Source organism: Paraburkholderia sp. BCC1884 (assembly GCF_900996225.1).
Lineage (GTDB): Bacteria > Pseudomonadota > Gammaproteobacteria > Burkholderiales > Burkholderiaceae > Paraburkholderia.
Genome location: NZ_CAAJGL010000079.1, coordinates 407,650 through 426,535 on the forward strand (window position 1 = coordinate 407,650; position 18,886 = coordinate 426,535).

General features: G+C 64.2%; 15 protein-coding genes. 5 read left to right on the forward strand and 10 right to left on the reverse strand.

Features of this window, described 5'->3' with window-relative positions; all coding sequences use genetic code 11:
• Positions 1-91: 91 nt before the first annotated feature.
• Complete coding sequence (locus tag FQ705_RS17195) at positions 92-1,366, reverse strand: glycosyltransferase family 4 protein (protein WP_144143149.1); 1,275 nt, start codon at positions 1,364-1,366, stop codon at positions 92-94.
• 169 nt (positions 1,367-1,535) lie between these two features.
• On the opposite strand from FQ705_RS17195, the gene FQ705_RS17200 reads away from it, so the two are divergent.
• The 3 genes from FQ705_RS17200 to FQ705_RS17210 all read left to right on the forward strand — a co-directional run bounded on the left by FQ705_RS17200 (position 1,536) and on the right by FQ705_RS17210 (position 3,662).
• Complete coding sequence (locus FQ705_RS17200) at positions 1,536-2,753, forward strand: glycosyltransferase family 4 protein (protein WP_144143151.1); 1,218 nt, start codon at positions 1,536-1,538, stop codon at positions 2,751-2,753.
• A gap of 190 nt (positions 2,754-2,943) precedes the next feature.
• Complete coding sequence (locus FQ705_RS17205) at positions 2,944-3,243, forward strand: type II toxin-antitoxin system HigB family toxin (RefSeq protein ID WP_144143153.1); 300 nt, start codon at positions 2,944-2,946, stop codon at positions 3,241-3,243.
• Positions 3,240-3,662: a type II toxin-antitoxin system HigA family antitoxin gene (locus FQ705_RS17210; RefSeq protein ID WP_144143155.1), complete on the forward strand. Its 423-nt coding sequence runs from the start codon at positions 3,240-3,242 to the stop codon at positions 3,660-3,662. The genes FQ705_RS17205 and FQ705_RS17210 overlap by 4 nt, the downstream gene beginning before the upstream one ends.
• A 299-nt stretch (positions 3,663-3,961) precedes the next feature.
• Here FQ705_RS17210 and FQ705_RS17215 read toward each other — a convergent pair whose 3' ends face one another.
• The 9 genes from FQ705_RS17215 to FQ705_RS17255 all read right to left on the reverse strand — a co-directional run bounded on the left by FQ705_RS17215 (position 3,962) and on the right by FQ705_RS17255 (position 16,490).
• On the reverse strand, positions 3,962-6,361 hold the full coding sequence (locus tag FQ705_RS17215; protein WP_144143157.1) for a polysaccharide biosynthesis tyrosine autokinase: 2,400 nt from the start codon (positions 6,359-6,361) through the stop codon (positions 3,962-3,964).
• A 77-nt stretch (positions 6,362-6,438) separates the two neighbouring features.
• Positions 6,439-7,368, reverse strand: a complete 930-nt coding sequence (locus tag FQ705_RS17220) for a glycosyltransferase family 2 protein (protein ID WP_144143159.1) — start codon at positions 7,366-7,368, stop codon at positions 6,439-6,441.
• Positions 7,369-7,394: 26 nt separating this feature from the next.
• The gene (locus FQ705_RS17225) at positions 7,395-8,780 is read right to left on the reverse strand and encodes an undecaprenyl-phosphate glucose phosphotransferase (protein WP_144143161.1); all 1,386 of its coding nucleotides are present in this window, start codon (positions 8,778-8,780) and stop codon (positions 7,395-7,397) included.
• Between the two features lie 36 nt (positions 8,781-8,816).
• Complete coding sequence (locus FQ705_RS17230) at positions 8,817-9,551, reverse strand: Crp/Fnr family transcriptional regulator (RefSeq protein ID WP_144143163.1); 735 nt, start codon at positions 9,549-9,551, stop codon at positions 8,817-8,819.
• Between the two features lie 629 nt (positions 9,552-10,180).
• A complete protein-coding gene (locus FQ705_RS17235; protein WP_409934722.1) occupies positions 10,181-12,757 on the reverse strand; it encodes a glycosyl hydrolase 2 galactose-binding domain-containing protein in 2,577 nt (858 codons plus the stop codon).
• Between the two features lie 95 nt (positions 12,758-12,852).
• Positions 12,853-13,911, reverse strand: a complete 1,059-nt coding sequence (locus FQ705_RS17240) for a DUF1839 family protein (RefSeq protein ID WP_144143167.1) — start codon at positions 13,909-13,911, stop codon at positions 12,853-12,855.
• On the reverse strand, positions 13,908-14,960 hold the full coding sequence (locus tag FQ705_RS17245; protein WP_144143169.1) for an amino acid--[acyl-carrier-protein] ligase: 1,053 nt from the start codon (positions 14,958-14,960) through the stop codon (positions 13,908-13,910). The genes FQ705_RS17240 and FQ705_RS17245 overlap by 4 nt, the downstream gene beginning before the upstream one ends.
• 1 nt (position 14,961) lies before the next feature.
• The gene (locus FQ705_RS17250) at positions 14,962-16,242 is read right to left on the reverse strand and encodes an acyl-CoA dehydrogenase family protein (RefSeq protein WP_144143171.1); all 1,281 of its coding nucleotides are present in this window, start codon (positions 16,240-16,242) and stop codon (positions 14,962-14,964) included.
• Positions 16,239-16,490, reverse strand: coding sequence for an acyl carrier protein (locus FQ705_RS17255; RefSeq protein ID WP_144143559.1), 252 nt, complete (start codon positions 16,488-16,490; stop codon positions 16,239-16,241). The genes FQ705_RS17250 and FQ705_RS17255 overlap by 4 nt, the downstream gene beginning before the upstream one ends.
• 282 nt (positions 16,491-16,772) lie before the next feature.
• On the opposite strand from FQ705_RS17255, the gene FQ705_RS17260 reads away from it, so the two are divergent.
• On the forward strand, positions 16,773-17,306 hold the full coding sequence (locus FQ705_RS17260) for a GNAT family N-acetyltransferase (RefSeq protein WP_144143173.1): 534 nt from the start codon (positions 16,773-16,775) through the stop codon (positions 17,304-17,306).
• On the forward strand, positions 17,306-18,880 hold the full coding sequence (locus tag FQ705_RS17265) for an O-antigen ligase family protein (RefSeq protein WP_144143175.1): 1,575 nt from the start codon (positions 17,306-17,308) through the stop codon (positions 18,878-18,880). The genes FQ705_RS17260 and FQ705_RS17265 overlap by 1 nt, the downstream gene beginning before the upstream one ends.
• The last annotated feature ends 6 nt before the right edge of the window (positions 18,881-18,886 follow it).

Sequence of the window (18,886 nt, forward strand, 5' to 3'; positions counted from 1 at the left end):
TCCGGGCAAACCGGCTCCCGTCTTCACCCTCGAATGTCGGCACTCAAACCGCCTCACGGTCAGCACGAGATCGGTCCCGCCCGCGCAGCATTCAGCGCGCAGCCAGCTTGATCGCCTGACTCATCCGCTCCAGATACCGCGCCACCGAAAACTCCGATCGTGCGTCGCTCGACGCCTGGTCCGCGAGCCGCTGCGCCAGTTCCGGGTCCGCATGCAATGCCTTGATTGCTTCGGCCAGCGCGTCGGCGTCGGCGGGCTTCACCAGCCAGCCGTTGCGTCCATGCCGCACGATCTCCGTCACGCCGCCCGCCGCCGTCGCGATCACCGGACGACCCGCCGCCATTCCTTCGACGATTACCCGCCCAAAGGGCTCGGGTTCGGTCGACGTATGGACGATCACGTCCATTGCTTTCATCCACGTCGGCACGTCGTCCTGGAAGCCCGCGAAGTGCACGCGATCCGCGATGCCGAGTGCCGCCGCCTGCTCGCGCAGACGCTGCGCGTAAGCGTCCTCGCCGAACAGCGGCGCGCCCACCAGCACCAGGTGCACATCGGGTATACGCGCGATTGCCTCGAGCGCGACGTGCTGACCTTTCCAGGGCGCCAGCCGTCCGAACAGCCCCGCGAGCCACGCGTGCTCGGGCAAGCAGAGGCGCCGCCGCAACGCGACCAGGTCGGCGTCGTCGACCCGGCTGAAGGCATCCGCATCGATGCCGTTGTAGATCACCGGCGCAGCACTCGCATCGCGTCCCGTCAGTTCGGCAAGCGAGCGCGCCGAGGCCTGTGAATTCACCACTACGTGATCGACCGCCAGCCGCACCAGCCATTTGACGACGCTCAGTTGCACGCGTCCGAAATGCTCGCGCGTGAGAATGTCGTGCTGATACCAGATCACCGGTTTGCGATGTAGCGGTTTGCCGAGCGCGCCCAGCACGAGCGCTTTCTGCGTATTCAGAAACAGCACGTCGAAGGCGCGCGCACGCGCCGCGATCGCGCGCACCTGACGCACCATCGCGGGCACCACGCGCAGGCAATTCATCAGGGAAGCCTGGCGCACCACACCTGACACGCGGACCTCGTCGATCACCTGCACACGCGCACCGAGCGCTTCGAGCCGTGCGCGGAACGGCCCGTCGGCGAGCAGCACGACTTCGCTGCGTGCCGAGCAATGCGCGGCCAGTTCCAGCAGAGCGAATTCGGCGCCGCCGAGTTGCCCGCTCTGATCGACGAAAAGCACGCGCGGCATCGCGGGCGCAGCCGTTGCCGTCGCTAGTGGCGCGCCGGGCGCCGCGTGCGGGTCGAGCAAGACCGGCTGCGTCAGCGGCAAAGAATGGGACAAAGGCGAGACGTCGATCGTCGGGCGCATAGGAAGGCGAAGTAATTGAACCCGCGGGTTCGCAATTGGCGAACGGTCAGGCTTAATTATTCGCGAGCTGTCGCGTGTCGAATGTGGGCACGCGCACGCACGGCAAACGAAGCGACACCTACACTCGATGCTAAGCCCAACGAGGCGTCTACTAATAGGTGGGGAGATCATGAAAGTGGCGATCGTGCACGACTGGCTCGTCGCACCCGGCGGGGCCGAGAAGGTGCTCGAGCAGATCATCGAGTGCTTTCCCGACGCGGATCTCTTCAGTCTTGTCGATTTCCTCGAAGATCGCAGACCGCTCGGCGGCAAGCCGGTGACGACCTCGTTCATCCAGCGCCTGCCGTTCGCGCGCAGCCGCTATCGCGCTTATCTCCCCTTGATGCCGCTCGCGGTCGAGCAGTTCGATTTGTCTGGCTACGATCTCATCATCACGAGCTCGTACGCGGTCGCCAAGGGCGTGCTGGTCGGCCCCGATCAGACGCATGTGAGTTACGTCCATTCGCCGATGCGCTACGCGTGGGATCTGCAACATCAGTATCTGCGTGAAGCGAAACTCACGCGCGGACCGAAGTCGTGGGCCGCGCGCGCCTTGCTGCACTATCTGCGCGGCTGGGATTCGCATTCGGCGAATGGCGTGGATCGGCTGATCGCCAACTCGCATTTCGTCGCGCGGCGCGTGATGAAAACCTATCGCCGCGACGCCGCCGTGATTCCGCCGCCCGTCGACGTGCACGAATTCGAACTGTGCACGCAGAAAGAGGATTTCTATCTGACGGCTTCGCGGATGGTGCCGTACAAGCGCATGGATCTGATCGTCGAGTCCTTCAACGCGACGCCGCATCGCAGGCTCATCGTGATCGGCGACGGACCGGAAATGCCGACGATTCGCGCGATGGCGGGGCCGAACGTGACGATCCTCGGCTATCAGCCTTTCGAAGTGCTCAAGGATCATTTGCAACGCGCGCGCGCCTTCGTGTTCGCCGCCGAGGAAGACTTCGGCATCGTCGCGCTCGAGGCTCAGGCGTGCGGCACGCCGGTCATCGCATTCGGTAAGGGCGGGGCGCTCGAAACGGTGGTGCCGGTGGGCGAGGCGCATCCGACCGGCGTCTATTTCGCACGCCAGACCGTGGTCTCCGTGCTCGACGCGATCGACCGCTTCGAGCGTTTGCGCGAACCGATCACGCCGGGCGCTTGCCGCGCCAACGCCGAGCGCTTCACGCCGGCGGTTTTCCGCCGCGCCTTCATGGCGGAGGTCACGCGCACGATCGCCGCAGCGGGTGTACGTCATCGGGTCGGCACGGTCGAGCGTCTCGATCACGATCTGGCCACGCAGGATTTGCGCTGGCCCGGCGAAACGGCGCAGGAAAGCAGCTGGGGCCGTTAACGTTCGTCCCATTATTCGCTTATTGCGAACTTCGCATCAAGCGAATAAAATGGTTTTCGCCGTACCGCAGTAAGCTGTAAACAGCCGTTCGGACTATGCCGTCCGGCCGGCTATCGCTGTCAATCCGCTCCGTTTAGCCTTGCAGGTAGAACGCGCATGTTCGATGCGCGAGTACAGGCGAGGAAATCCGATGCGGGTCATTTCAAAGAAAGCATTGCTGGACTTCATACAACGACATCCGGGGGCGCGCAGTGCGCTATTGACGTGGTATTCACTGGCGCAGGCTTGCCTCGCGTATGGCTATAACGACCTGAAGCAGACGTTCGCCGCCGTGGATTACGTGCCGCCTCAATACACCGTTTTCGATGTAGGCGGCAACCGCTTCCGGATCGTTGCGGCGATTCACTACAACAGGCAGTCGTTATTCGTTCGTCATGTACTGACGCATGCGGAGTACGACCTTTGGACGAGGAAGAATTTAAACTCATGAATGCCGATCGCCTTCCGGGAGCCTATCCCGACATCGCTCAAAGCTGGGTCGCGTTGCGCACCCAGTTGCCGATCACTCCGATTCGCAGTGAAGAGGATTATCAGAAGATGGTGCGGCTCGCCAACGAGCTCGCCGACCATCTGAACGGCAACGAAGAAGATCCGCTTGCCGATCTTTTCGCCATCCTGACCGATCTGGTCGAGAACTGGGAATCGCATCACGTGACGATCCCGAAAGCGGAGCCGCGCGAGGTGCTGCGGCATCTGCTCGAGACGCACGGGCTCAAGCAGAAGGACCTCATGGGTATTGCCTCACCCACCGTGGTGAGCGACATCCTCGCGGGCCGGCGCGCGATCAGCAAGAAGGTCGCCAAGGCGCTCGCCGTGCGCTTCCATACCGACGTCAGCGCTTTCCTGTAAAAGCGCGAGCGGCGCCCGGTTCGGCCCGCGCCTTGCGCCGGGCCAGCAAGCTTTCCTCGTTTCGCTTCATCCCCTTTGTGTCATGACGGCTGTGTGTCTCGCAGCGGCGTCGGCATTGCCATCGGCATCGGCATCGGCAGTTTTGCCGCCCGGCAGTTCTGTCCTATTCCATTGGCCGTCCCGCAGCGAGCGCACTCGACCTCGCCCAAAACCGTCGCCCAAAACCCTCGTTCAAAAGACAAGGGGCTGTGCCTCGATCGGCACAGCCCCTTTGCATGTCACCTGCTTTTCAGTGCACGTCAGTGCGGCGAATGCACATCGGGCGGATCGCCGGCGGAGTAGGTGTAGGCATACGCATAGTCATACGTGCCGTTTCGGTGCTGACTCTTGAGCGGCACCGCATTCATCACGCCGCCCACCACACGGGCCCGTGCGCGCTTGAGCTTCTTCAGCGCCTCGGCCACGTGGCTTTCGGTGTGAGCGCCGGCGCGCATCACCAGCACGGTCGAACCGGCGATGTTGGCGACCACGGCGGCGTCGGCCACCGCCAGCAGCGGCGGGGTATCGATGATCACCAGATCGAACTCCTGCTCGAAGCGCGCCAGAATTTCGCTGAAGCGCGAGGAAGTCAGAATCTCCGACGGGTTCGGCGGATAGGCGCCCGCAGCGATGAAGTGCAGGCCATCCACGCCGGTGGCGCGCGCGGCAGCTTCCAGATCGACCTGGCCGGTCAGCAATTCGGTCAGGCCGCCGTTGGGCGAGCGGCCGAGATATTGCGCCAGCCGCCCGCGTCGCAGATCGGCATCGATCAGCAGCACGCGCTTGCCCGATTCGGCGATCAGCGCGGCCAGATTCGCGCACAGAAAACTTTTGCCGTCGGACGGCGCCGGGCTCGTGATCGCGACGATGCGATTGGGAGCGTCGATCAGGCCGAACTGCAACGTGGCGCGCAGGCCGCGCAAGCCTTCCACCGTAGTGTCGTACGGATGCGTCTTCACCAGCAACGGCCGCATCGGTGCCTTGCTCGACGCGATCACGGTCTGCGTGCCGACCGGCTCGCTAGCCTGACGGCCTGCTGCCGAGCGTGGCCGCAATAGCCGCATCACGCCGCCGGATTGCGACTCCACCGCGCGCACTTCGGTCGGTGTCGAGCGGGGCGCGTGCAAGGCGGCGGCGCGTGCGGCGCTCAACAGCCGGTCGTTGCGGGCCTGTTCGGGGCTGAAGGCGATCGAGCCGAAAATCGGCAACTGAAAGCGGCGTTCGACGAATTCCGGATCGGCCACGCCGGTAAAGAACGTACGACGGCAGAACGCGAAGGCAATCCCGCCGATCACGCCGAGCAGCGTGCCCGCCGAAATGATCATCGCGGACTTCGGCCGCACCGGCTGCGACGGCAACAACGCTTCGTCGATGATGTGCACGTTGCCGATCGTGCCCGCGCGCGAGATCGACAACTCCTGGGTCTTGTTCAACAACGCCACATAAATTTCTTCAGCGACCTTCGCGTCGCGCTGCAAGGCGAGCGCATTACGCTGCGTGCCCGGCAAGGTGGCGAAGTGATCTTCGAAGCGCGCTTTTTCGCGGGCCAATGCGGCCAGTTGCGCGTCGACCTGTTCGATTTCCGGTGCCCGCTCGGTGAAACGCTGCAGGAGTTGCGAGCGCTGGATGCGCAGCGCCGCGATCTGCTTTTCGTACTCGAGTCCGCCGGAGAGATACACGCCGGCTTCCTGGGTCGGTTGGAACGAACCGACCTTCGACTGATACTCCGACAAGGCGGTTTCGGTTTTCTTCACTTCATCGCGCACGCGCGGCAGTTCGCTGTTCAGGAAGGTCAGCATGCGGCTGGCTTCTTCCTGGGCGCGTTCGGTGCGTTGCTTCAGATACGACGCCGCCACCGCGTTGGTGATCGCGGTGATCGCGTGCGGATCGGTGCCGGAGAACGACAATTGCACGACGCCGGTGTCGCGGCCTTTTTCGGTCACCTGCAGGCCATTGGCGAGACCGGAAACCGCGTCGAGCTGATTGGAACGCGTCACATAGAATTCGGTGCCCGGACGGGCCACCAGCGTCTTGACGAACAGGGTCACGCCGTTGCCGCTCGCTTCCTGGCCGGCCACGCCGCTCAGGAGAGACTGGCCGAACGAGTCGGTGAGTTCATAGCGGCCGTTGTCCAGCGCATGCACCGTGAGGCGTGCGCCTTCGAGCGGCTTGGGCACGCTGATCGATTCGACGCTGAATTGCTCGCCGCCCCACGCATAGGAACTCATGCCGAAGGCCGCGCCGAGCGGATGCCCCGGCCGCGCGAACAACGCCGAAATCTTGCCGAGCACCGGCATCGTCTTGGTGGCGGTGCTGAAGTTCAGCTTGAACTGCGCGACCACCGGTTCGACCACCGCGCGGCTCTTGATGATTTCGACTTCCGCTTCGGTATGCGTCGGCGCTGCCGCCGGCACGAGCGACAGCGCATTCGGACTCTGCGAGCCGCTATTGCCGCCTTGCGTATCGACCTGCAGCAAAGCGTCGGCGGAGTAGATCGGCGTGGCGATTTCCGTATAGATCACCGAGGCGAGAATGACGCTGGCGGCGATACCGATCACCCACCAGATCTGATCCAGGATCATGCGCAACAGGTCGCGCACGACCGCGTCCTCATCGCCACGGGATGCGGGTCCAGGTTCCAGCATGTCGTACGTACTCATAGCAATACTCCGTGACTAACGGTTTTTTTTCTGGTGGTCATTTTTGGTCCCTCGCGTGAAGCTGGCGCGCTGATCGGTCAGTGCACCGCCTCCTGCCATGCCCCGCGCATCGCGCGTAAACCCACTCGCCATTTGCGAAGCGCAAGTGCCACGCCGCCGCGCTCGAATGCCAACGACAATGCGCGCACGAACCCCGGGTCCGCACGATCGCCGATCAGCGTCGAGTAAGCGACGAACGCCCATCGGCCGGCCGGCGTCAGGTATTCGCACATGATGAGTCGGAGATTGAATGACGCGTTATAGAAAGCCGCGTCGTTAAACGTGAAGCGTTGGTCGTCGTCGAACCGCTCGGCCGGGAAGTGATCGACCGCGACACGCGGGTCGTACATCAATTTCCAGCCGCCGTTTTTCACCGCGAGGCTGAACGCCATGTCGTTGTGAACCTGCGCGCCCATGCCGCGCAGACGCACGTCGAAACGCAGCAGTCCCACGGCGGCGCGCCGGTAGCTCATGTTGGCGCCCTTCAGGATGTCCACTTCGCGCGCGCCACCGACGCCCAGATGATGATTGCCGGTGATCTTGCCCGCCGCCGTGACCTTGCCGACGCGTTCCCGTTCGCCATCCAGTACGTGGCCCTTTTCATGCACCCAGTCGCGCCCGCCGAGACCGCCGAGCAGCGGATCGGTCTCGAACGCGGTGGCGATGCGCTCGATCCAGCAGACGTGCGGTGCGGCGTCGTCGTCGGTGATGGCGAGCACGTCGCCGTCGGCGACATCGAGTCCGCGATTGAGCGCGGCGACCTGGCCCGGCACCTCGACTAGCGTCAGCGTGAGCGGCAGCTTGCCGGTGACCGATGGATCGCGCAGACAGGCATGCGTCGCGGCGTCGTCGGCGCGCGCCACTACGACCACCTGGTCGGGCGCGCGCGATTGCCGCTGCAGCGCTCCGAGGCAGCGCGCCAGATCGGCTGGGCGATGGTAGGTCGGCACGATCACTGAGACTTTCACGAACGATTCCCGGTTATTTGCTTGATTCAGAATGCGTTGCGGCTGACAAAGCCCTTGAAGATCGTGATGAAGACGATCTTCATGTCGAACCAGAACGACCAGTTGTGGATATAGAACAGATCGAACTTCACGCGCGCTTCCATCTTTTCCACCTTGGTGGTGGCACCGCGGTAGCCGTTGACCTGAGCCCAGCCGGTGATGCCCGGTTTGATGCGATAACGGTGCATGTAGCCGTACACCTGATCCTTGTAGAGATCATCGTGTTCGATCGCATGCGGCCGCGGACCCACCACCGACATCTGCCCGAGCAGCACGTTCAGAAACTGCGGCAATTCATCGAGGCTCGTGCGGCGCATGAAGCCGCCGAGCTTCGTGATGCGCGTGTCGTTGCGCGAGGCTTGCGTCACCTGGCCATGCGCTTCGTGATGCACCGTCATCGAGCGAAACTTGTAGATCGCGAACGGCTGGCCGTCCACGCCTTTGCGGGTCTGCCGGAAAAACACCGGCCCCGGCGAACCCAGCTTGATGCCGATCGCGAGCACGACGAACACCGGCGCGAGCGCGAGCAGGGCGGCGGTCGCGAACAGGCGGTCGAAGATCAGCTTGGGCCACATCTGCGGCGGCGACACCGGCGTCGCGTTCAGATTGAGCGTCGGTAAGCCGACGACATCGACCAGCGCATGATTAAAGAGCGAGAGGCTGCGCACGTCGGGAATGAAACGCAGATTCACGAAGTCGTGTCTGAACATGCGCGTGAAGCGATAGATCGTATGTTCTTCAGACAACGGCAGCGCGAGCCACACCTCGTTCACATGCTCGTCACGCACCTTGGTGGCGAACGCATCCAGATCGGTCAGCACCGGCAGCCGGTTCAGGCGAGCGCCATACGCGGCGCAGCCCTCGACGCTGGTGTCGAACACACACACCGGCTTGAAGCCGGCTTGCGGCGCATGTTCGAGGTGAGCGAGCAGCGTGCGCGAGAAACCGGGCGCGCCGACGATCGCCACCGTGCGGTAATTCATCCCACGGCGCCGCACGCTGCGCAGCGCCACGTGCACGAGGCACTTGGTGACGACGATCAACGCGCCGGACATCAGCGTGGAATAGCCGAACCACAAACGCGACACCGCATCCATACGATGCAGCGTGAACGCCAGCACGAGCGCGGCGGCTACCACCACCAGCCACGCGGCGGCCACCCTCGCGAGCATCGCGGGTAAGGACTTGCCACGCCACGTATCGTAGACACCGAAGCCCGGAAACAGCAGCAGCACGAGCACACAGTTGAACGCGATCAGGAGGCGCTCCGTATCCGATAAAGCAATCGGCGTGGAGAAGCGCATCCAGTGAGCGAGCAGGCCGCCCGCGATCACGAACAGTGCATCGAGGCAACGCGCAGTATTCCTGAACATAGCTGACTCTACTCAGAAGACGAGCGGGACGAGACTTTATTCCACCGTTTCGGCCTGGCGCAGACGCGGCAGCAGGCGATCGAATTCGCGCTTGACGAGGCCGTAGCACTCGCAGGCACGTGCTTCGAGGCCCTTGCGGTCGAGCACCTTGATATGGCCGCGGCTGTGGTGGATCAGACCTTCGTCGTGCAACTTGCCGGCCGCTTCCGTAATCCCCTCGCGGCGCACGCCGAGCATGTCGGCGATCAGCTGCTGGGTCACTGTCAGATCGTTCGAGGCCACGCGGTCCACTTCGATCAGGAGCCACCGGCACAATTGCTTGTTCAGTGCGTGATGGCGATTGCAGGCCGCGGTTTGCGCGACTTGCGTGAGCAGAGCGTGCATGTACAGCAGCATCAGGCGGCGCAGGAAATCCGAGCGGGCAAACTGCTGCTTGAGCGCTTGTGCGCTCATGCGGTAAGCGAAGCCGGCGCATTGCACCTGCACGCGGTTCGGCATGGTTTCGCCGCCCGTGAGCACGGGCACGCCCGTCATACCTTCGCGGCCGACCGCGGCGATTTCGACCGAGCTGCCGTCTTCCATCGTCGAGAGCATCGAGATGATGGCGGTAGTCGGAAAGTACACGTGATGAATGCGCTGACCGGAATCACACAGCAACTGTTCATTGCGCAGGTGAACCAGTTCGAGGTGGGGAGCTAGTGCTTGCCATTCGTGCGACGGCAATGCGCCGAGCAAATGGTTACCGTGCAGATCTGATTGCAGTGTCAACATGATCGGTCCTCGCGTGAAGCCACGCGCTGCGTGACTTCTGATTTTGATCCGAAGCCTGTTTCCGTTAAAAAACGACAGCTGCCTGGCGAGCAGCAATGGATAAACAGGATCGGCCCCGTATTGGCCTTGATGCATCGCCGCTGTTTTTGTAGATCCCGTTTGCGGTGATGCGGTGTTGCAATCTCCTATTAGCGAGGACCGTGCCAAGGATAGGGAAAACGAGCACTGGTGCGGCGCAGCGATGTTGCCGTTAGCCAGTCGCGAAGCTAAATGTGACTTTTTGTTTCAATTCTGTACAACGGCCGTTCCGCGGGTCCGCCTTTCGCGAGCTATTTTTATTCGAGTCAAGTGCTTGATCGGATTGGCTTAGTGCCTGCTGGACGGGCTCTCGTGGAGGGTCTCGCAACCGTGCGAAAGCCCCTCGAAGTACGCTTTCAGGCGCTGTCCGGGATGTGCCGGAAATGATTCAGATGTGTTCAATACGCTGTGTACGCTGTCGCACGGTTGATCTTTATGGCGTCACGAAAGTCGCACAAAACCCAACACTTAATCCGCAGACCAGACAGTTGGATTCGCGCATCGCGAGGTTTTATGCGGCTTGCCAAGGTATGGCTAGATCAGCGCGACGTTTATCCGTAGAACGTGGCGGATATCGCATTGAGCGCATGGACTTCGCCGGCCGGCGTCGCACATGTTGCGTCTGCTTTAAACGCGGCGTTGGATGCGCTCGCAACCAGTCGCTCGCGTGGCACGAGCGGCACGACGCAGGGACGATTCGGCGGCAGATGGAACCAGTCGCGCGTGGCCCGGAAGTGCGTGTCATTGATATGAACGAAACGTGCAAAGCGTTTTGCTTCGATCACGAGCTGCCAGCTAGTGCCGTCGGCACCGCGCTCCACGGCGACGTTCAGGCCGCAGTCGTGGCGCTCGGTCGCGCGCCGCTGCGGCAGATGAAAGGCTTCCGCGACGATGCGCCCGCTCGCCGTGTCGCGCAGCGTGGCGATCGTGACGTCGTGCGCGCGCGGGCCGAAACGGTAAGCGTGGGTGAAATCGAAGAACTGACCGAGACACTCGGCCGCGCTCAGACGTTGCACGCTGTGCGGCGCGAGATCGACCGCACGGCTCGCCGACGCCACCTTGACGCTGCCGTCACGCAGGCACACTAGCTCCAGCGTCAGTTGCAACGTTTGCGCGCGCTCGTTGAGCAGATGGATATCGAGGCCGTTGAGGCCTTCGTCGGTGATGACCACCTGTATGGGTTGCAGCGCCTGCGCGAGGCCGTGCAGGGCGCTTTTAGGCCGTCCTGTGGCGTCGATCAAGCCCCAGCCCGCGCCGGCGCGTAAATCCTGCAGCTGCCAGACCAATGCGCCGCCGCAGGACGAGCCGGCGCGACGCCATTCGGCGAAGACGTCGCTCATCAATTCGGCGACCACCGCGCGCGACAGATCCAGGTAGCGCTGCGGATCCTCGTAGCGCAACCGGGCGGGTTCGACGCCATACAGCGTGTCCAGATAGTGGTCGCGCACGTCGTCGAAATCCCAGCCCGCGCCGGGGTCGCGCGGCACGGCGGCTTTCCAGCGCGGGTCGTGGGCGTGGATCGTGCCGAGCGCCTCGTGCAGCGTCGCATCGTCGGGGACGTTGGCGAACGCCAGACACTCGGCGGCGAAACGAACCTGCGAGCGGCGCACATCGTCGAGCGGACGTTGATACGCACCGACGCCGTAATAGTGAGTGATGCCCTCATTAGTCGAAAACGGCCACGCGCCGCCAATCGGCGAATTGCTGACATACGCGACATCCGGCCGCTCGCGTGCGACCACCGCAGGCAAGTGTTCGGTGAAGAGCGGTTGGGCGCGCAGGGAGGCGGGCAGGCCGAACATGGCTGCCTGCTGGTCGACTTCGCTGCCGCCGCATAACACCGCCAGCGCTGCAAAGCGCCGCGTGCGGATCAGAAACTGACTGGCCTCCTGTTCGACGGAAGCGCGAAATGCCGCGTCGTTCGGGTAGTCGAAATTCGCCAGCGCGAAGTCTTGCCAGACGAGCAGTCCGTATTCGTCGGCGAGTGTGTAGAACGTATCGGATTCGTACACCATGGTGCCGCCCACGCGCAGCATGTTCATGCCCGCGTCGCGAGCCAGCTCGAAGGTGTGACGCAGTTGCGCCTCGCTGCCGGCGAGCGTGACGAGGTCCGCGCTGGTCCAGCACGCGCCGCGGCAGAACACCGGCACGTCGTTGATACGCAAGGCGAAACCCATTCCGTCCGCGCCGCGATCCACTTCGATGCGGCGAAAGCCGACCGAACCCAGCGTATGGGACGTGGTAACGGAAGCTGCACCCGTGTCATCGAGTTGCAACGTCAGAGGATATAAAGTGGGCGCCCCATGCGTGTGGGGCCACCAGCGTTCAGCGTGAGGGACACGCACGTTGCCGGTCAGTGTGCACGCATCGGACCATTGCAAAGACGAAACAGAAGCGCCGCATTCAAGCGACGCACGGCTGGTGGCGGCGTCGTGCGGATGAACGAAATGTAGCGTAAGCGAAACAACGCCGTCGTCGGCATCGAGGCGGGTCGCCACGTCGACCTTATCGAAGGCGTGGGGCGCGTCGCTCAGTATTTCAATTGGGCGCCACGGACCGACCGCCTGCACCGAAGGACACCAGCCGGGCATATGGCCGAGCAGGGTGGTACGCACGTTGCGCAACGTCGGTGGCGACACCAGCCGTGGCCGCCAGCGCGCACGCGAGCGCCTGGCCTCCAACGCCGGTGTCAACGAGCGAAAGCACAGCGCGAGCGTCGCGCTGCCGTGCAGTTCGATGTCGAGATCGTGCGCGACGAACATCGAGTCGGAATCGAGCAGCCTGCGTTCATCGAGCCAGACTTCGGCAAGCGTAGCGAGGCCGTGCAGCCGCAGGCGGCGTTTGCCGTAGCCGTCGAGCGTGAGGCGATACCAATGATCGTCGAAGGCGAGCGGCGCGGGATTGAGCGCGTCGAAAAGTCCGGCGGCGGTGCGCGCGCCGGCCACCGTGCCGGGCACTTGCGCGGCGAGCCAGCCATGCGCGGGTAAATCGGCGGGCGACGCGCAGGCGCCCGCCGCCGTGCTCACGCACTGCCAGCCCGTGTCGAGCGGTTGCGGCCAGACATCCGGTGCGGCGGGCGTGTCGGCCGCGATCGCGGCGACGCCTTCAACGGGAGCCGGGTCGAGCATCAGGTCATCCACGGCAAGTCCCCGGGAAGTCTATTGAGCGATGGTTGAAGCAGTCTCCGAAGCGCGCGATTCCACGCTTCAGGAGCGACGCCGCTTCACAGCACCAGCGCCGCGAGCGGCGGCAGCGTCTTTTCATAAGCGCTTTCGAGCACGTCGAAGCAGTCGTCGCACAAATCGCGGCGCCCGCGTGCGATCGCCCGCACCAGCCGGAACTGCATCACCATCGATTCCGACGCGATGCTCTGCGCGGCCGCCGGGATCGTCGCCGGAATCTCGAAGCCTTGCGCGGACAGCCACAGCAGATACTTCGAGAGAAACTCGAAGTTCGCGCCGAGTTGCCGCATCAGGTTGAACGAATACGGATGGAAGAACGCTTCGCCGCGTTCGAGCAGCATCTCCAGATGGGCGGGAAAGGCCGCGCGCCATTGCGAAATCGGGTTGGTCAGCGGACGCCGCGCGAGATGCGCGCACAACAATTCCGCCGACGCCTCCGCGAGCGCGGTGCCTTCCAGCGCGGGCCGCGCCTGCTTGGCGAATTCCACATACGGAAACAGCAGGTCCGGCTGCTGCGCGAATTGCGGCAGCTTGCGGAACACGCCGTCGTAATCTTCGCCGTCGAGGCGGTGATAGCCGGTGTTATGGAAATAGCCGAGCCGATGCGCGACCGGATCGATGAAGTCGATGCCCACCGTGGTCTTCGGATGCTCGCGGCGATACGACGTGGCGCGCGTATTCGGCAGATAGTAGCCATCCACTTCCACCAGCACCGTATGGCCGCGCTGGGTCTGCGCGAGCACGCGGGCTTCGAGCGAGTCGTAAATCGCCAGTTCCTGCACCTGGGTGCCGTACAGCCGCTCGATGTCTTCCAGTGGGAATTTGAAGAAGGTGAACTGGTCGCCTTCGAAATCCTGTGTGACGGTGAAGCCGAACGCGGCGCGCGGATCGAGTCCGAAGCCGTGTAGCAGTTCGATCCACAGGTCGACGTAGCAGTTGGTCTCCTGCCACACGCGTTCGCCTTGATGCAGGGCATGCGGCGCGTGTTGCCGCAAGCCGGTGCCGGCCGCGCTGCGCTGAACGGGCAGATCGAGGCGACGAGGCGGCGGCGCGAACGCGGTGGGCGAACTTTTCTGCGCGGAAGTCAGGTGCGGGTTCATACGTGCTCTCCGGCGCGCTGCGCCTTCGTCTCGTCGAGTCCGTGCGCCACGCGCGCTTCGGTGTCGCCCCACAGCAGGGCGCGCACGTCGTCGGGCCAGGCGTTCACGTCGAGGCCATGATGGCGGAACAGCGCAAGCGTGATGCGCTCCATGCCGAAGCCGACACAACCGGTATGCGCCACCGTGCTGTCGTCGCAGGCAATCTTCCAGATCGCGCCGAAGTGGTCCATGTGATAGTTGAACGACAGGCAGGCGGTCTTGCCGCGCGGGTCGGCGATCGGGATCAGCAGTTCGAACTTGAGGGCCTGGGCGCGCTGGCTGTCGGCGACGATCTTGCCGCCACGGCCGAAGAACGGGTCGTTGGCGAGATCCACTTCGACCGGCAGTTGCAGCAGATCGATCAGCAGCGAGCCGCGTTCGATCCACATCTGACGAAACGCCATCACCTGGTCGGGGCTGCCCAGGCGCACGTATTCGCGCTGGCGGAACATCTGCATGCGACCCGGATCGAGCGACGGTTCATGGCGGAAGCAGTACGACAGCACGTCGATCGTGCGGCCGCCGGCGGGCAGCGGGCCGCGCCGCGCCATCACGGGATAGATCGGATAGCAGGCGGCCGGCGTCAGCACCACGCGGGTGGGCTTCTGCTGCGCCATCCATTCGTCGCTGCGCTCGTCGTCGCCTGCGGTCATGGCGTCGTCGAGGGCGCGCAGCAGACGCTGGTGGCCCATGTCGTTGCCGCAGAACGAGTGAATCGTGCCGGCCAGATTCGGGAAACTCTTCAGATATTCGCTATCTTCGAAGTCGGTGCGGCGCATGGCCGGCGGAAAGCGCAGGACTTCGGCATCCTGATCCGCGCCGAGGTGCGTGATCGCCACGTTCAGGCGGTCCACCACGTCTTCGAAAATCTGGCTGCGACCGTACAGGCCGTTTTCGCCGGTGTCGATCAGCAGGCCCGCGGCGATCAGTTCGTCGCGCAGGGTCAGCGAGGGCGCCAGTTCGGCGGGCGCGGCGGCCGCCAGCGCGGCGGCATCGGTCATCGTGTTCATCTCAGACTCTCCCCGGAGCGGCCGGGCGCTGCGCGAGCAACAGGCTCGCGGTGTTTTGCGCGATGCGGTCGTTATTGATCATCAGCGGCGCGGAGTACAGGTCGCGCATATGGCGTCCGACGCTGTACGGCGTGCCGTTCTTGTAACCCGCCATGCCGCAGATCATCAGGACTTCCTGAACGACCTGCAGGGCGGTGGTCGAGATGCTCGTTTTCAGCGTGTTCATATCGGAGGCGAAACCGAGCTGCGCCGCGAGCGGCGCGTCGGCTTGCGAGCCGCCATGCCGTGCGTGGTGGGCCGCACGGGCCGCCTCCAGCGCGACCGACAGACGCGCCTGCATCATCTGCAGCAGACCGACGGCCTCGGCGAGGCGCAGGCCGGCGGGCGGCACCGAACCGGGCGTCGAGCGGGCTTGCGCGCGGAAGAAGGCTTTGGCGCGATTCACCGCGTCTCCCGCCACGCCGGTCCAGACCGAGGCCCAGAGTGTGTGCGACACCGGCAGCATGGTCTGATCGGCGATCTCGGCGAAGGGCGTCGGCAGGATCTGTTCGGCGAGGCCCGTGGCGACCAGCCGGAAGCCCTCGCTGCAGGTGCCGCGCATGCCCATCGAATCCCAGCCGCCGCGCTTTTCCAGCTGCGTTTCTTCGCGTAACGCGACGATCAGCACCTGATCGGCTGCGGCCGCTTCGGCGGTGCGGCGCGCGGTGACCAGAATGCCGTCGGCGTGCGCGCCGTACGAAATCGTCGGCGCGAGCTTTTCGATGCGAAAGCGCGCGCCGTCGAGCTCGACCGAGCACGCGCTGGTGCGCATATTGCCGCCGATAGTCTCTTCCGAAGTCGCTGAAGCCAGCAGCCATTGCTGCTCGACGAGTTGCGCGAGCAGGCGCCGCTGCCACGGCGAATCGCTGCCGTGCGCTTCGATACAGGCCACCTGAATCTGATGCATCGCGTAGACCATCGCGGTCGACGCACAGCCTTGCGCAAGCGTCTCGCAGATCGCGCCGATGTCCGCCAGCGACAGTCCTGCGCCGCCAAACACGGCCGGCACCATCGCCGAAAGCAGGCGTTCGCGCTTGAGCGCGTCGAATGCTTCGCGAGGAAAACGCGCTTCGCGATCCACCGAGTCGGCGAACTGCGCGGCCACCGCCGCGCAACGCTGCGCGGCGGCGCGCCAGCCGGGTTCGGCTTCGACCGCGGCAAGCCCGACGCCGGCGTCGGCCTGAAGCGGAGTCTGGGCCAGCGGCGCCGCCGTGGCGGCCGCGTCCAGCAGCGGGGCGTTCATGCTGCCGCCTTCGCCTGTTGCAGCTCAGTGACCGCGGCGGCCATCGAGTCGATGCTGGAGAACAGCCGGCGTGTCAGCAGACGGTCGGGAATTTCAATGCCGAATTCGTCTTCGATGGCCAGCATCAGATGCACGGTCGCGAGCGATGACAGGCCGGCGGCGTACAGGTCGGCGTCGTCCGCAAGGCTGTCCGGCGGGACATCCAGGCGGGCCGATTCGGAAAGGATGCGGCGCAATGCAGTTTTCATGGTGAGGTGCCCCCAGTTGTTCAACGGTCTCTCGGATAGTGCCGACTTAAAACGAACCGACATGATCGATTTTTCGTACGCCTTGCCGCGGCGCGCGGCCGTTTCGCGATAAGTCGTATTTAAGAATTGTCAAAGCCCAGCGTCAGTGCGATGGCGCACGGAAGCAGGCGTATTGCGGACGTACCGTGTAGCCATGACAACTGGCCGATGTCTCGAGCCAGGCCGTGGGGGGCGGCGCGCGATACCGGCCTCGTTGAACTCATTGACCGCTGGGGGAACGTGATGAACTGGAAAACGCTGGAATTCGAGCAGCTTTCGGCACGCGAGTTGTATCTGATCTTGCGGGCCCGCAGTGCGGTGTTCGTCGTCGAACAATCGCACGTGTGTCTCGACGCCGACGGTCGCGATGAAGGCGCACTGCACGTTTTCGCGCTCGAGGACATCGCGCGGCCGATGCCGATCGTGGCTTACGCCCGTTTGCAGCCGGGCGACGCCGAGGACCCGGAAATCACCATCGATAAAGTCCTGACGAGCCCGCTGCGCCGCGGCGACGGCACCGCCGAGCTACTGCTCGAACGCGTGCTGCAGGCGATTGCCGAGCGCTGGCCGGGCCGCGCCGCGCGCGTGAGCGCGCCGCTCGGCTTGCGCGATTTCTACGAACAGTTCGGATTTCGCAAGACCGAAGGCCCGTATCTCGAACACGGCGTGCCGTTCATCGGCCTGACGCGTCAGGTGCGCGGCAGCCAGCCGCGCTTTGGCATGCGGCGGCGTGAGCGCGACGGCGCCGCGCTCGTCAACACCTTCGAGTTGCTGTGATGGGGCGCATGCTGGTCACGCCGTCCAGCGCACAGGTGAGGCTGCCGGCGGGCGTGGGTCAACGGCCGGCAGGTGCCCGTACGCCGGATGCCCGTGTGCCGGATGCCCGTATGCCTTCGCCCACTACGCCAAATGCGATGGTGCGCGGTAAAGGCCTGCTCCGTCCGCTGCTCCTGCCGCTGTTCCTGTTCGGGGTGAGCCTGCTGCTCGTCATCCTGCACCAGGGCAAGCTCCTCGAGTTCTTCTTTCCGGCGGGCGCGTTCGGCGTCGCGCTGGTGTTGTACTGGCGCTCGCCCGCGCACTACCTCGGCTTCGTCTGCTGGCTGTTTTTCCTCACGCCGGAAGTGCGCCGTCTCGCGGACTTCATGAACGGCTCGTTCAACCAGCAAAGCCCGATCATGATCGCGCCCTTGCTGGCGGTGGCGCTCACCGGCCTCACCCTGCTCAAGCATGTCTCGCTGCTCGGGCAGCGCCGCGCCGCGCCGCTGGTGCTGATCGTGATCGCGCTGTTCTACGCGTATATCGTCGGCATGGTGCAGGTCGGGCCGGCGGCGTCGACCTACACGTTGATCAACTGGCTCTATCCGGTGATGGTGGCGTTTTATCTGACCATCACGTGGCGCCACTATCCCGACTATCACCGCGTCCTGCTGAAGAGCTTCGTGTTCGGCGGCTTGCTGATGAGCGTGTACGGGTTGATCGAATTCGTCAGGCCGCTGCCGTGGGACGTGTTCTGGCTGCTCGCCTCGAAGATGGAGTCCGAAGGGCAGCCGGTGCCGTTCGGCATGCGCATCAGCAGCACGATGAATTCGTGCGGCCCGTTCGCCGTCACGCTCATGACGATTCTGCTGATGTCGCTCGCCGCACGCGGCAAAGCGCGTGTCGTGCTGGGCTGCGTGGGCATTCCCGCGCTGCTGCTCACCAGCGCGCGCAGCACCTGGGGCGGCTTCACGATCGCGCTGATCTATTCGTTCTTCATGCTCGACGGCAAGAGCCGCCGGCGTCTGCTGGCGGGCGTGCTGGGCCTCGTCGTGATGGCCGCGCCGTTGATGATGATCGACCAGGTCTCGGAGCCCGTGCTCAAACGCTTCAGCACGATGCAGAACATCACCGAGGACAGCAGCTATCAGTCGCGCACCGAGTTCTACAAGAGTTTCTTTGCCTCGGCGTTGACCGACATCGCCGGCAAGGGGCTCGGCACGATCGGCCTGGGCACCAAGCTATCCGACGACAAGTCCTCGGCCACCATGGTCGATTTCGACAGTGGCCTGATGGAAGTGCCGATCGTGATGGGCTGGCCCGGCACGCTGCTGTACACGACCGGCGTGCTGATGCTGATGTGGCGCGCGTATCGCGCGAGCCGTCTGCATCCCACCGACCTGCTGGCGATCTCCGGCGTCGGTGTGGCCGTCGCGATTTTTTCGATGATGATTTTCATCAACACGCTCAACGCGGTGTCGGGGATGTTCTTCTATCTCGGCGTCACCTTGCCGGTGATTTCGCTGCGCTATGCGCGCGAGCGCCAGGCGCTGAGCGCCGCGGCGTCCTCTCCTAACTCCACGCGATTCCGATGAAGGACA

Bases quoted from the DNA above. Each gene is read 5' to 3' on its own strand.
- FQ705_RS17195 (WP_144143149.1), bottom strand. From the start codon at position 1,366: ATGCGCCCGACGATCGACGTCTCGCCTTTGTCCCATTCTTTGCCGCTG.
- FQ705_RS17200 (WP_144143151.1), top strand. From the start codon at position 1,536: ATGAAAGTGGCGATCGTGCACGACTGGCTCGTCGCACCCGGCGGGGCC.
- FQ705_RS17205 (WP_144143153.1), top strand. From the start codon at position 2,944: ATGCGGGTCATTTCAAAGAAAGCATTGCTGGACTTCATACAACGACAT.
- FQ705_RS17210 (WP_144143155.1), top strand. From the start codon at position 3,240: ATGAATGCCGATCGCCTTCCGGGAGCCTATCCCGACATCGCTCAAAGC.
- FQ705_RS17215 (WP_144143157.1), bottom strand. From the start codon at position 6,361: ATGAGTACGTACGACATGCTGGAACCTGGACCCGCATCCCGTGGCGAT.
- FQ705_RS17225 (WP_144143161.1), bottom strand. From the start codon at position 8,780: ATGTTCAGGAATACTGCGCGTTGCCTCGATGCACTGTTCGTGATCGCG.
- FQ705_RS17230 (WP_144143163.1), bottom strand. From the start codon at position 9,551: ATGTTGACACTGCAATCAGATCTGCACGGTAACCATTTGCTCGGCGCA.
- FQ705_RS17235 (WP_409934722.1), bottom strand. From the start codon at position 12,757: ATGCTCGACCCGGCTCCCGTTGAAGGCGTCGCCGCGATCGCGGCCGAC.
- FQ705_RS17240 (WP_144143167.1), bottom strand. From the start codon at position 13,911: ATGAACCCGCACCTGACTTCCGCGCAGAAAAGTTCGCCCACCGCGTTC.
- FQ705_RS17245 (WP_144143169.1), bottom strand. From the start codon at position 14,960: ATGAACACGATGACCGATGCCGCCGCGCTGGCGGCCGCCGCGCCCGCC.
- FQ705_RS17250 (WP_144143171.1), bottom strand. From the start codon at position 16,242: ATGAACGCCCCGCTGCTGGACGCGGCCGCCACGGCGGCGCCGCTGGCC.
- FQ705_RS17255 (WP_144143559.1), bottom strand. From the start codon at position 16,490: ATGAAAACTGCATTGCGCCGCATCCTTTCCGAATCGGCCCGCCTGGAT.
- FQ705_RS17260 (WP_144143173.1), top strand. From the start codon at position 16,773: ATGAACTGGAAAACGCTGGAATTCGAGCAGCTTTCGGCACGCGAGTTG.
- FQ705_RS17265 (WP_144143175.1), top strand. From the start codon at position 17,306: ATGGGGCGCATGCTGGTCACGCCGTCCAGCGCACAGGTGAGGCTGCCG.